This window comes from uncultured Massilia sp. (genome assembly GCF_913773735.1).
In the GTDB taxonomy this organism is placed as follows: domain Bacteria; phylum Pseudomonadota; class Gammaproteobacteria; order Burkholderiales; family Burkholderiaceae_D; genus Telluria.
Genome location: NZ_CAJYEB010000032.1, coordinates 112,997 through 125,649, shown reverse-complemented (window position 1 = coordinate 125,649; position 12,653 = coordinate 112,997). Strand labels below are relative to the sequence as shown.

The following is a 12,653-nucleotide window of genomic DNA, read 5'->3' as shown; positions in this document are numbered from 1 at the left end:
CGCTAAGATGGCGGAATTTGCCGGTCCCGGTCCATCCACCTCGTTTTCCGCAAGCATGCCAGAGAATCCTTCCAGCGCCGCCGGCGCCCTGCAACTCGCCGCCCGCGTCGCGGCCATCGAACCCTTCCGCGTCATGGAAATGGTCAAGGCCGCCGCCGCCATGACCCGCGCCGGCATCGACGTCGTCAGCATGAGCGTCGGCGAGCCCGATTTCACGGCGCCCGACGTCGTCGCGCGCGCCGCGGTGGCGGCGATCCAGTCCGGGACCACGCAATACACGGAATCGCTCGGGCTGCCGGCGCTGCGGGAGGCCATCTCCGGCTGGTACGCCGGCGCCCACGGCCTGGACATCGATCCGCGCCGCATCGTGATCACGGCGGGCGCCTCCGCCGGCCTGCTGCTGGCCTGCGCCGCGCTGGTGGCCGACGGCGACGAGGTACTGATGCCCGATCCCTGCTACCCGTGCAACCGCCACTTCGTCAGCGCCTTCGGCGGGCGCCCGGTGCTGGTGCCGTCCGGACCGGACGAGCGCTACCAGCTCGACGCCGCCCAGGTCGGCGCGCACTGGAACGCGCGCACGCGCGGCGTCATCGTGGCCTCGCCGTCGAATCCGACCGGCACGTCGATGACGCCGCAACAGACGCAGGACCTGCTGGCGGCCGTGCGCGCACGCGGCGGCTTCGCGATCGTCGACGAGATCTACCAGGGCCTGTCCTACGGCGCGCGGCCGGTCAGCGCGCTGTCCTTCGGCGCCGACGTCATCACGGTCAACAGCTTCTCGAAGTACTTCGGCATGACCGGCTGGCGCCTGGGCTGGCTGGTGCTGCCCGAGGCGCTGGTGCCGGCGGTGGAAAAGCTGGCCCAGAACCTGTTCATCTGCGCGCCCACCGTCGCCCAGCATGCGGCGCTCGCCTGCTTCGCGCCCGACGCCATCGCGGTGTTCGAGGAACGCAGGCTGGAATTCCAGCGCCGCCGCGATTTCCTGGTGCCGGCGCTGCGCGCGCTGGGCTTCGCGATTCCGGTGATGCCGGACGGCGCCTTCTACGTGTATGCGGACGTCGCCGGCCTCGCGCATCCGGACGCGCACGACAGCGCCGCCTTCGCCATGGCCGTGCTGCGCGACGCCCGCGTGGCGATCGTGCCGGGCGCGGACTTCGGCTTCGCCGCGCCGCAGCGCCACGTGCGCTTTTCCTACGCGACGAAGTACGACAGGATCGAGGAAGCCGTCGAGCGGCTGCAGACGCTGCTCAGGCGCTGAGCGGGCCGGCGGCGGGCGCGCCGGCCACCAGTTCGCGCAATAGCTCGGCCGCCACCGGCTTGACGAGGTAGCGGTCGAAGCCGGCCTGCAGGCCGCGTTCGCGGTCGTCGGGCTGGCCGTAGCCGCTCAGGGCGATCGCATACGGCGCCGCGCCGGCGGGCGCCGCGCGCAGCGCCTGCATCAGGCCCAGGCCGTCCAGCCCGGGCAGGCCGATGTCGCAGACGATGACGTCCCACCCGCCGCCCAGCGCCAGCGCCAGCCCGGCGTCGCCGTCGTGCGCCGTGGCCACGTCGTGGCCGTCGGCCGCCAGGCAGCCCGCCAGGGTGGCGCAGGCGTCCAGGTTATCCTCGATCAGCAGCACGCGGCGCGGTCCCGCCACGTGCACCGGGGGCGCCGGCGCGGGGGCCGCCGGCGCCGCGGCGCTGCGCGGCAGGCGCACGGTGAAGCGGCTGCCCTGGCCGCTGCCGGCGCTGTAGGCGTCGACCGTGCCGCCATGCATGCCGACCAGGTTGCGCACCACGTTCAGGCCCACCCCGAGGCCGCCTTCGGAACGGGCCAGCGAGCGCGGCCCCTGGGTGAACAGGTCGAAGATGTGCGGAATGGTCTCGGGCGCGATGCCGGTGCCGTTGTCCTCGACGCTGACCAGCACGTGTCCGTCGTCCTCGTCGGCCAGCACGGCCAGGCGCAGGCGGCCGCCGTCGCCGGTGTACTTGGAGGCATTGGCCAGCAGGTTGGTGAACACCTGGGCCAGGCGCACGCGGTCGCCCTCGACGGCCACGCCCTCCGCGGGCAGCGCCAGTTCCAGCGCTTGCGCGCGCTCGGCGATGCGCGGCTGTACCGTCTCGACCGCGTGGCGCAGCACCTCGGCCAGCGCCAGCGGCTCCGGCGCCAGCGTGATCTTGCCGCTGCTGATGCGGGCGGCGTCCAGCAGGTCGTCGAGCAGGCGCGCCATGTGCCCGACCTGGCGCCCCACCACGCGCGCCAGCCTGGCGTGCTCGCCGTCGCCGCTGCGCTCGAGCAGCGACGCCGCCATCGCGATCGGCGACAGCGGGTTGCGCAGTTCGTGCGCCAGCATCGCCAGGAATTCGTTCTGGCGCCGGTTCGCCGCTTCGGCGTCGTCGCGCAGGTGCTGGGCATTGACGGTGGCCAGCACCAAGTGCTCGTTGGCCTCGCGCAGCTGGGTCACGGTATCCTCGAGCTGGCGCCGGTCCTGCGCTTCGGCGCGCAGCCGCGCGAGTTCTTCCTCGAGCGCCTGCACGCGCGCATGCAGCACGGCGTGGTCCACGGCGGCATCGGCGCGATCGACGGCATGCGCCGCCACCTCCTCCATCCCCGCTTGCGCCGCGCTCATGCCACCCCCGTCAGCCTTGCGGCCAGCCGGACAGCACGGCATCGTACGGCAACGGCGTGTCGTCGACCTCGATGCCGCCGGCGGTGATGTGGTAGCCGCGCAGTTCGGTGCTGTGGTCGCAGCCGCGCACCTTGACGACGGTGACGAACTTGCGCAGCGCGCCGCCGATCTCGGCGTAGCGCAGCGCCACCACGGCATCGGCCAGGAAGGACAGCGCCTGGGGACTGAAGCGCAGCTTCGACGCGAAGTCTTCCATGCCGGCCGTGACCAGCACCGTGACCCCGCGCTTGGCCAGCGTCGACAGGATGCGGAACACGGTCTGGCGCAGGTCGGCGCGCGCTTCCGGGGCCAGGTACAAGTCGAACTCGGACAGGGAATCGATCACCACGCGCGTGGCGCCGGTGCGGTCGATCGCGCTGAGCACGTCGTCCAGCAGTTCCTCGACGCTCAGCGACAGCGAGCGGGTCTCGATCACGGCGACGTGGCCGGCCTGCGCCATCGCGGCCAGTTCGGCATTGCGCAGGCGCGACACGCCCTTCTCGAAGAACACGCCGACGCCGCGCTCGCCCCGCTCGACGCCGGCCTGGAGGAAGCGGGTACCGAGGATGGTCTTGCCGATGCCGGTCGGGCCGGTCACCAGCAGCGAATGGCCCTGCGGCAAGCCGCCGTGCAGCAGCGCATCCAGCCCGGGCACGCCGGTCGGGATGCGGCGCGGATCGCGGTCGACCGCGGTGCCGGGCAGGCGGTCGTCGGCCAGCGGCGGCAGCTCGCGCGGATACACGCGGATGCCCTCGTCGGTGATGCGCATCGTATGGGCGCCCATCATGTGGGCCTGGCCGCGCATCTTGAGAACGCGGATCCGGCGCAGCATCGAATTGTCGTCGCTGGACTGGTACAGCGCCATCATGCCGTCGGCCACCGTGATGATCGGATTGGCCTCGACGTCGGCCTGCGTGTATTCGCCGATCAGGAAGGTAGTGGCCTGCCAGGTGGCCATGCGCGAACCCAGCTCCTGGACGAACTGCTGCAGGTCGGTGGTACCTTCGCTGCCGCCGCGCGCGGTCTGCACCACGGAGCGGAACGAGTCGACGAACACGAGGCTCGGGCCGAAGTCCTCGACCTCGCGCATGATGCGTTCGAGCACGCCGTTGAAGTGGCCGGCGCGCAGGTCGTCGGCCAGGTTCACGTAACGGATGCTGGCGCCGACCTTGTCCATGTCGAAGAACGGGAACTGCTGCTGGTAGCGCAGCATCTTCAGGGGCGGCTCGCCCAGCACGGTGAAGAACAGGGCGCGCCGCTGCGGCCCCGCGAGCGCGAACATGATCTGGTGCGCCAGCGTGGTCTTGCCGCTGCCCGGGGGCCCGGCGATCAACGTGAACGAAAACTCGGTCAAGCCGCCACCAAGCAGGATGTCGAGTCCCGGCACCCCCGTGCCCAGCATCCCCAGGCGTACTTTGTCGGTCATTACGTATGCTCCTGTGCTTCCGGCGGCCCCTCCCGACCGTCCGAATCCTGTTCGGCCTCGGCCAGGAGGCGCGCCGTCAGCGCGTCACCGATCAGGGCCGAGAGCAGCCTGGTGAAGGTTTCCAGCAACTCGGCGTTGGCGGACTCGGCCCGCTTCGCGTCGACGCCGGCCAGGTCGTGCTCCAGCGCACCCAGCAGCCGCGCGATCGAGCCGCGCTCGCCGCCCACGCTGAGCCAGCCGTGGCGCGGCGCGAGCATGCGCACGGCGCGGCCAAACAGCGCGCATACGCCGCTTTCGCCGATCAGCCCGGCCAGGCGGCCGGTGATCCGGCGCCACGGCAGCAGCAGGCGCGTGCGCTCGCCCGCCGCGACCGGCAAAGGCGTGCCCCCGTCGGGCCGGCGCTGGGTGTCATCTCTTTCCATCCGGTTTTACAAAATTATTATCCTAGGGAATCCGCATCGCGGTCCAGGCATCCACAGCCATTATAGCCGCTGCATGAAGCGGCCCACGATAATCTCGTGACAATTTTGCCGCCCGGGCCGGCACCCGCCCGGCGCGCGGGCGACCTGTTACCATCCCTCTCCTTCGCTCAACCAGAAACCGGAACGTCTCTCCATGTCCGCTACCAAGGCCTTTTCCTCCCCCGCGACGCGCGCCCTGCTCGCCGCGCTCGCGCTGCCGTGCGCCGGCGCCCACGCCCAGAACCCGCCGGTCGTCGCCGAGGCGCCGCTGCGCGCCCACCTGTCCCTGCTCGCCGACGACCTGTTCGAAGGCCGCGGCACCGGCCAGCGCGGCGGCGACCTCGCCGTGCGCTACCTGGAGACCCAGGCCGCGGCGCTCGGGCTGCAGCCGCTGCCCGGCGGCGGCTACCGCCACAAGGTCGAACTGGTCGGCCAGAAGACGCTGCCCGGCAGCAGCCTGCGCTTCGACGTCCGCGGCGCGGCGCTGGAAGCGCGCTTCGGCACCGACGCCGTGTTCGCCAACGCCGGCGGCCAGGCCGAGACGCGGCTGGCCGCCCCCGTGCTGTTCGTCGGCTACGGCATCGACGCGCCGGAAGAACGCTGGAACGACTTCGCCGGCGCCGACGTGAAGGGCAAGCTGCTGGTGGCGATGGTCAACGATCCGCAGCCCACCGCGGCCGAGCCGCAGCGTTTCGGCGGCAAGTCGCTGACCTGGCACGGCCGCTGGACCTACAAGTTCGAGGAAGCGCTGCGCCAGGGCGCGGCCGGCATCCTGCTGATCCATACGACCGCGTCGGCCTCGTATCCGTGGAGCGTGCCGGTCAACGGCTTCTCGCACGAGCAGTTCCACCTGGCCGGCGCGGGCAATGCGCTGCAGGGCTGGATCAGCGAGGATTTCGCGCGCCGGCTGTTCGCCGCCGCCGGCCAGGACCTGGATGCGCTGCGCGCGCGCGCCGAGGTACGGGGCTTCCGCCCGGTGGCGCTGGACGCCGCCGGCCGCGCCGACGTGAAGAGCGCGGTACGCACCGTGGTGCAGTACAACGTGGCCGGCATCGTGCCCGGCACCGATCCGGCGCTCAAGGACGAGGCGGTGATCTATTCGGCCCACTGGGACCACCTGGGCATCGACGCCGGCAACGGCCAGCCCGACCACATCTGGAACGGCGCCATCGACAACGGTTCCGGCACGGCGGCCCTGCTGGCGATGGCGCAGGCCGCGGTGCGCCAGCCGGCGAAACGCAGCCAGATCTTCCTGTGGCCGGCCGCGGAGGAACAGGGCCTGCTGGGCAGCCTGGCCTGGGTGAACGATCCGCCCTGGCCGCTGGCGAAGACGGCCGCCGACCTGAACCTGGACAGCATGAACTTCGTCGGCCGCACCCGCGACATCGGCATCGCCGGCGCCGAACGCAGTTCGCTGGCGCAGGCGGCCGGCACGGTGGCGCAGGCGATGGGCCTGCAGGTGGCGCCGCCGGTGCCGGACCTGGGCGGCGCCTATTTCCGCGCCGACCACTTCAGCTTCGCCAAGGCCGGCGTGCCGGCGTTCAGCGTCGGCTCGGCCGTGTTCTCGGGCGACGGCAAGTTCACCTTCGAGCACGATCATGGCGGCGCGGACCGGATGCGCGCGTTCACCAAGGTCTACCACCAGGTGGGCGACCAGTACGATGCGGCCTGGGACCTGTCCGGCATGGTGCAGCAGGCCCAGTTCACGCTGAACCTGGGCTATGCGGTGGCGAATGCGCCCGCCATGCCGCGCTGGCGCGCCGGCGAGGCGTACGGCAAGGTCGCGCGCTGACCGTCAACCGTAGGGCTGGTACGCGATCCCGTGAGCGATGGCGCCGGCGACCTGCAGCTGGTTCTCGGCGCTCTCGCTGAACTGCGCCACCAGCTGGGCGCGGGTGTAGCCGTGGTCGAGCGCCGCGCGCCAGAACGCGAAGCCGCCATCGTCGGCGTCGCGCCCCAGGATGTTGCGGTAGACGGTGGCCAGGAAACCGTCGTCGTCGAGCGCGCCGTAGGTGGCCCGGAACTCGGCACTGGCGACGAACTGCGCGGCGACGTCGTCCAGGCTGGTGCCGTTATCCAGCGCCGCGATCCAGAAGCCCAGCCCGCCCGCATCGGGCACGCGGCCCAGCGCGGCCTGGTAGACGCGGTAGGCCTGGCCGGCGGCGCCGTCGATGTCCAGGGCCAGCGCGCCGTCGGCGAAGCGGACGCGCTCGATGGCCGCCAGCGTGGCGTGCGTGCCCGCGCCGTCGACGCGGGCGACGCCATCCTCCACGTCGACGGCATAGGCGGCGCGCGCGCCGGCGAAGACCGCCGTGTCCAGCCCGCCGGCGCCGTCGAACACGTCGACGCCGTCGCGCGCGACGAAGCGGTCGGCGCCGCTGGAACCGCGCAGCGTGTCGCCGCCGAAGTTGGCGGCGTAGACGTGGCCGTTGGCCAGGTGGTTGATCCAGGTGCTCACGCTGTCGTGCCCGGCGGCCGCGACCACGTCGCTCATGCCGTCGCCGTCGACGTCGGCCGCGAAGGCGCGTCCGCCCGGATCGCTCTCCCAGTCGAGCGCGAAGCTGCCGTCGCCGCGGTTCAGGTAGACCTTCGAGGTGATCGGCTCGCCCGCCGACTCGGCCAGGATGTCGGGATGGCCGTCGTGGTTGAAGTCCACCGCCGACAGCGACATCAGCCAGCCCGGCTGGGAGCTGTCGCGGTCCTGCGGCAGGCGGCGCGCGGTCTCGTCGCGGAAATGGCCGCTGCCGTCGTTGACCAGCAGCTGGATGTAGTCGGTGTGGTAGAACACCGCGTTGTCGCCGCCGTTGGTCACGCTCAGCATCAGGTCCGGATACGCATCGCCGTTCAGGTCGATCGCCTCGACCTCCAGCACGATCTCCTTGTCCAGGCCGCTCGCCGGCAGCACGACCGGCGCACGCCGGGTGAAGTCGCCGTGGCCGTCGTTGAACAGCACCTTGCTGCCCTGGCCCACCAGGTTGCCGTCCCAGGTGCCGAGGATCAGGTCGCGGTAGCCGTCGCCGTCGACGTCGACCATGCCGGAAAAGGTGCTGGTCTCCTGGTAGACCACGTTGCCCAGCGTGGTACCGGGACGCGGCAGCAGCTCGTTGCGCTCGACGAAATGGCCGCGGCCATCGTTGAGCAGCAGCAGGTTGCCCTTGTCGAGCGTGTTCACCAGCAGGTCGATGTCGCCGTCGCCATCGACGTCGCCGGCGCTGCCGCCGTGGCTCAGGTCGCGCCGCTGGACCAGCGTGGCGCTGGCGTCGACCAGGCGGCCGGCGCCGTCGGACAGGTACAGGCTGCCGATGCCGCCGGCGAAGGGCGGCGCGTCGTCGCCGAAGTCGAGCTGGTACAGGTCGTCCGCGCCGTCGCCGTTGAAGTCGGCCACGATGCTGCGCCCGCCGCCGACGATCTTCATCGGCACCTGGCCCAGCAGCGCCGTGGTGGCGTCGGCGAAGCCGCCCTTGCCGTCGCCCGCGTAGAAATAGGTCGGGGCCGGCGCGGTGCCGGTGCCGACCTGGGTGACGTAGGCGAAATCGACATGGCCGTCGCCATTGAAGTCGCCGGCCTTGAGCTGGGTAATGCCGGCCGCGTCGGGATGCGCCACGTGGACGGTGGCGGCGGTGCGGAAGTCGCCGACGTAGTCCGAGCGCAGGATCGCCCTGTCGTCCGACCCGGGTCCGCTGAACGCGATCTTCTCGATGCCGGACAGGGTGTCGGTGCCGCGGTCGCCGTTGGCGAAGCGCTTGACGACGGTGAAGGTGTCGGTGGCGGCGTCGTAGCTGACCCGGGCCGCGGTCGAGGGTTCGAAATAGTAGTCGACGGTGTCGAAGCCGGCGCCCCCGCGCACCGTGTTGTCGCCCGCGCCGCCGTAGAAGAACTCGTCGGCGGCGCCGCCCACCAGGGTATCGTCGAAGCCGCTTCCCTGCACCACGCGGATGCCGACCAGCGTGTCGCGCGTGCCGAAGCCGTCGTCGGCCCAGCCCTGGCCGAGATCGACGCGCACCCCGGCCGGCGAATCCCAGTAGACCGCGGTGGCCCAGCCCCGGGCGCGGTTGACGATGGTGTCGTTGCCGCGCCCGCCGTCGGCCAGTGCGTCGTCCAGCCCGATGGTGTCGTCGCCGTCGCCGCCGTAGATCACGGCGCCTTGCGGGATGCCGTCCCGGCGCTGGTCGATGTCGTCGTTGCCCGCGCTGCCGCGATAGTCCATGTCGTCCCCAAAGATTTATTTTAAGCAACTTATTATAGACGGGAGACTGGCCGCGTCCTATGGATCGCGGGTAATATCGTTATCGACTGCAAGATTGATGCACCAACAACCGCCATAGGAATCCCATGAAGCAGACCACGCTGGCCGCCGCCCTCCTGTTCGCCCTGTCGCTCGCGCCCGCCGCGCCCGGCCTCGCCGCCAGGGCCGCGGCCGCGCCGGCCGCCCATGCCGAGGATGCCCGTTTCCGGGCCATCTGGCAGGCCGAGTGGCGCTGGCGCGTGCAGCAGGGCCTGGCCTGGGACGAGGACAGCCCGCGCGCCGCGCGCGGCGAACTGGGCCGCGTCGATGCGCGCACCCAGGCCGTCCGCCTGGCCTACTGGGAAGACGTGCTGCGCCGGCTCGACGCCATCAAGCCGGCCGCGCTGTCGGCCGCCGCGCAGGTCGACTACGCCGTCTACCGCGCCCAGGTCGCCGCGTTCGTGCAGGCCCAGCGCTTCCGCGAGTACGAGCAGCCGGTGAACGCCGACAGCGCGTTCTGGAGCGACATCATGTACATCGCCCGGCGCCCGCTGAAGACCGAGGAGGCGTACCGCACCTACCTGAAGCAGCTGGCCGACCTGCCGCGCTACTTCGACGAAGAGACGGCCAATATGCGCGCCGGCCTGGCGCGCGGCTTCACGCCGCCGAAGGTGACGCTGGCGGGGCGCGACGCGCCGCTGCTGAACGTCGCCAATGCGCGCACGCCGCAGGAAACCGTCTACTACGCGCCGTTCAAGACCATGCCGGCCACCATTCCCGCGGCCGTGCAGGAAGACCTGCGCGCGCAGGGCGCGCGGCTGATCGCCGACAAGGTGCAGCCGGCCTACGCGGCGGCGCTGCGGTTCGTGCAGTCGGAGTACTTCCCGAACGCGCGCACGACGCTGGCGGCGGAAAGCCTCCCGGACGGCAAGGCCTACTACCAGTCGAAGATCGTCGAATACACCACGCTGGACCTGACGGCGCGCCGGATCCACGAGACCGGCCTGGCCGAGATGGCGAAGATCCGCGCCGAGATGCAGCAGACGATGGCGCAGGCCGGCTTCAAGGGCGACCTGCCGGCCTTCCTCGCCTTCCTGCGCGCCGATCCCCAGTTCTACGCGAAGACGCCGGACGAGCTGCTGATGCGCGCCGCCTGGATCGCCAAGAAGTTCGACGCCAAGGCCGACCAGTACTTCGGCTACCTGCCGCGGCGCCGCTTCGCGATCGTGCCGGTGCCGGCCGACCAGGCGCCCTACTACACGTCGGCGCGCGGCGGTCCCGGCATCTACCTGGTGAACACCTACAACCTGCCGGCGCGCGCGCTGTACAGCCTGCCCGCGCTGACGCTGCACGAGTCGGCGCCGGGCCACGCCTTCCAGATGCCGGTGGCGCTGGAACAGCGGGGCGTGCCGCCGTTCCGCCGCGCCTACATCTCGGCCTACGGCGAAGGCTGGGCGCTGTACTGCGAACGCCTGGGCAGCGAGATGGGCATCTACGAGACGCCCTACGAGACCTTCGGCATGCTCAGCTACCAGGCCTGGCGCGCGGCGCGCCTGGTGGTCGACACCGGCATCCACGCCATGGGCTGGACGCGCGCGCAGGCGCAGGCCTACATGCACGACAACACCGCGCTGTCGGACCACGAGATCGAGACCGAGGTCGACCGCTACATCTCGTGGCCGGGACAGGCGCTGTCGTACTACCTGGGGCAGATGGCCATCATGGACGCGCGCGCCAGGGCGGAGCAGGCGCTCGGGCCGAAGTTCGACATCCGCGCGTTCCACGACACGGTGCTGAAGCTGGGGTCGGTGCCGTTGCCGGTGCTGCGCGCGCGCATCGACGCGTTCATTGCGGACGGGGGCAAGTCGCCGTATCCGGCGCAGTAGCGGCGCGACGCGGCGCCGGCGAGAGCGTGGCGCCGCCGGGTCAGAACAGCTTGAGCTTGAGCTGCACCGAGATCCCGCCGTACAGGCGGTCCTTGTAGCTCGGGATGATGCCGACGTTCACGCCCACCCGTTGGTACTCGTAGGTCAGCGTCGGGATCGCCGCCGGGAACCAGCCGCCTTCGCGCATGCGCGGGTAGCCGTCGAAGGCGGCCAGCGCCGCGCCGATGCGCACCGGGCCGAGCGCCCACGGCTGCCAGATCACGCCGGCATAGTTCGACCATTCGCGGTCGCTGTTGTAGAAGCGCCCCGCCACCGCCGCCATCGTGCCGGAGAAGCGGTATTCGGCGCCCAGCCCCTTGTTACCGCCGTTCAGGTCCTTGTCGCGGTCGAAGTGCCAGGTGGCGAAGCCGGTGTCGATCCACAATTCGTTCTTCGGATCGGCGTCGATCCAGGTAAACAGTTTGCCGGGATCGGACTGCGCAGGCGCAGCCGCGGCGGTCTGCGCCTGGGCGCCGGCGGCGCCGAGCACCAGGCCGGCGGCGGCCAGCCGGCGCAAAACGGAATGGGTGTTCAATCGTCTGCCTTCGGGTCGAGGTCGGGGAACATCACTTCGGTGAAACCGAAGCGGGAAAAGTCCTGGATGCGCATCGGATACAGGATGCCCAGCAGGTGGTCGACTTCGTGCTGCACCACGCGCGCGTGGAAGCCGTCGACGTCGCGCCGGATCGGGTTGCCGTACTGGTCGAAGCCCTCGTAGCGCAGGCGCGTGTAGCGCGGCACGCTGCCGCGCAGGCCCGGCACCGACAGGCAGCCCTCGAAGCCCTCTTCCATCTCGGCGGACAGGGGCGTGAGCACCGGGTTGACCAGCACCGTCTCGGGCACGGCCGGCGCGTCCGGGTAGCGCTGGTTCTTGCCGAAGCCGAAGATCACGACCTGCAGGTCGACGCCGATCTGCGGCGCGGCCAGGCCGGCGCCGTCGGCCGCGTGCATGGTCTCGAACAGGTCGGCCACCAGCGCGTGCAGTGCGGGCGTGTCGAAGGCCGTCACCGGCTGCGCGACGCGCAGCAGGCGCGGGTCGCCCATGCGCAGGATCGCGCGGACCGTCATGGCACCTCCCGGCCGAGCTGGCGCAGGAAGTCGGCGAAGCCGTCGGCGGTTTCCGGATGCTTGAGGCCGACCGCGGTCATCGCCTGCAGGTAGCCCAGCTTGGAACCGCAATCGTAGCGCTGGCCGGCGTAGCGGTAGGCCAGCACGCGCTCGCGCGCCATCAGCGCCGCGATGCCGTCGGTGAGCTGGATCTCGCCGCCGGCGCCGGCGCCGATCGTTTCCAGGTGCTCGAAGATGGCGCCGGACAGCACGTAGCGGCCGACCACGGCCAGCGTCGACGGCGCGTCCTCGGGCTGCGGTTTCTCGACGATGCCCGACACCAGTTCCAGGTCGGTGCGGTAGGGACTGGCGCTGACGACGCCGTACTGGCGCGTGTGCGCGCGCGGCACGTCCTGCACGGCCAGCACGCTGCACTTCTCGTAGGCGTACAGGTCGGTCATCTGGGCCAGCACCGGCTTGTGGCCGGGGGCGGTGTCCATGAAGTCGTCGGCCAGCAGCACGGCGAACGGATCGTTGCCGATCACCGGACGCGCGCACAGCACCGCGTGGCCCAGGCCCAGCGGCTCGGACTGGCGGATGTAGATGCAGCTGATGTTCTTCGGGATCACCTGGCGCACCAGCTTGAGCAGCGCTTCCTTGCCGGCCGCCTCCAGCTCCGCCTCGAGTTCGTAGGCCTTGTCGAAATGGTCTTCGATCGCGCGCTTGTTGCGGCCCGTGATGAACACCATTTCCGTGATGCCGGCGGCGACCGCCTCCTCCACCGCATACTGGATCAGCGGCTTGTCGACGATCGGCAGCATTTCCTTCGGCTGCGCCTTGGTCGCCGGCAGGAAGCGGCTGCCAAGCCCCGCGACCGGGAACACGGCCTTCTTGATTGCGCTCATTCTTACCCCATCATGG

General features: G+C 71.0%; 10 protein-coding genes. 3 read left to right on the top strand and 7 right to left on the bottom strand.

The window, feature by feature from the left end; genetic code table 11:
- Positions 1 to 55 precede the first annotated feature (55 nt).
- On the top strand, positions 56 to 1,258 hold the full coding sequence (locus QZ749_RS16105) for a pyridoxal phosphate-dependent aminotransferase (protein ID WP_296948900.1): 1,203 nt from the start codon (positions 56 to 58) through the stop codon (positions 1,256 to 1,258).
- On the opposite strand, the gene QZ749_RS16100 is transcribed toward QZ749_RS16105, so the two are convergent.
- Genes QZ749_RS16100 through QZ749_RS16090 form a run of 3 tightly spaced genes read right to left on the bottom strand, consistent with a single transcriptional unit; the run spans position 1,248 to position 4,496 of the window.
- Positions 1,248 to 2,609, bottom strand: a complete 1,362-nt coding sequence (locus QZ749_RS16100) for a hybrid sensor histidine kinase/response regulator (RefSeq protein ID WP_296948897.1) — start codon at positions 2,607 to 2,609, stop codon at positions 1,248 to 1,250. The genes QZ749_RS16105 and QZ749_RS16100 overlap by 11 nt on opposite strands.
- Before the next feature lie 10 nt (positions 2,610 to 2,619).
- The gene (locus QZ749_RS16095; RefSeq protein ID WP_296948895.1) at positions 2,620 to 4,074 is read right to left on the bottom strand and encodes an ATPase domain-containing protein; all 1,455 of its coding nucleotides are present in this window, start codon (positions 4,072 to 4,074) and stop codon (positions 2,620 to 2,622) included.
- A complete protein-coding gene (locus QZ749_RS16090) occupies positions 4,074 to 4,496 on the bottom strand; it encodes a hypothetical protein (RefSeq protein ID WP_296948893.1) in 423 nt (140 codons plus the stop codon). Before QZ749_RS16090 ends, QZ749_RS16095 begins: the two co-directional genes overlap by 1 nt.
- 193 nt (positions 4,497 to 4,689) lie before the next feature.
- Between QZ749_RS16090 and QZ749_RS16085 the strand changes: the two genes are divergently transcribed.
- On the top strand, positions 4,690 to 6,327 hold the full coding sequence (locus QZ749_RS16085; protein WP_296948892.1) for a M28 family peptidase: 1,638 nt from the start codon (positions 4,690 to 4,692) through the stop codon (positions 6,325 to 6,327).
- A gap of 3 nt (positions 6,328 to 6,330) precedes the next feature.
- On the opposite strand, the gene QZ749_RS16080 is transcribed toward QZ749_RS16085, so the two are convergent.
- Positions 6,331 to 8,742, bottom strand: a complete 2,412-nt coding sequence (locus QZ749_RS16080; protein ID WP_296948890.1) for an FG-GAP-like repeat-containing protein — start codon at positions 8,740 to 8,742, stop codon at positions 6,331 to 6,333.
- Positions 8,743 to 8,867: 125 nt separating this feature from the next.
- Between QZ749_RS16080 and QZ749_RS16075 the strand changes: the two genes are divergently transcribed.
- Positions 8,868 to 10,646, top strand: a complete 1,779-nt coding sequence (locus tag QZ749_RS16075; protein ID WP_296948888.1) for a DUF885 family protein — start codon at positions 8,868 to 8,870, stop codon at positions 10,644 to 10,646.
- 40 nt (positions 10,647 to 10,686) lie between these two features.
- On the opposite strand, the gene QZ749_RS16070 is transcribed toward QZ749_RS16075, so the two are convergent.
- From QZ749_RS16070 to galU, 3 genes are read right to left on the bottom strand one after another with little or no spacing between them, the layout of a single operon-like run.
- Positions 10,687 to 11,220, bottom strand: a complete 534-nt coding sequence (locus tag QZ749_RS16070) for a hypothetical protein (RefSeq protein WP_296948883.1) — start codon at positions 11,218 to 11,220, stop codon at positions 10,687 to 10,689.
- Complete coding sequence (gene def, locus QZ749_RS16065) at positions 11,217 to 11,753, bottom strand: peptide deformylase (RefSeq protein ID WP_296948881.1); 537 nt, start codon at positions 11,751 to 11,753, stop codon at positions 11,217 to 11,219. Before def ends, QZ749_RS16070 begins: the two co-directional genes overlap by 4 nt.
- Entirely contained in the window at positions 11,750 to 12,637 is an 888-nt protein-coding gene (galU, locus tag QZ749_RS16060) for a UTP--glucose-1-phosphate uridylyltransferase GalU (RefSeq protein ID WP_296948880.1), read from the bottom strand. The genes def and galU overlap by 4 nt, the downstream gene beginning before the upstream one ends.
- Positions 12,638 to 12,653 lie beyond the last annotated feature (16 nt).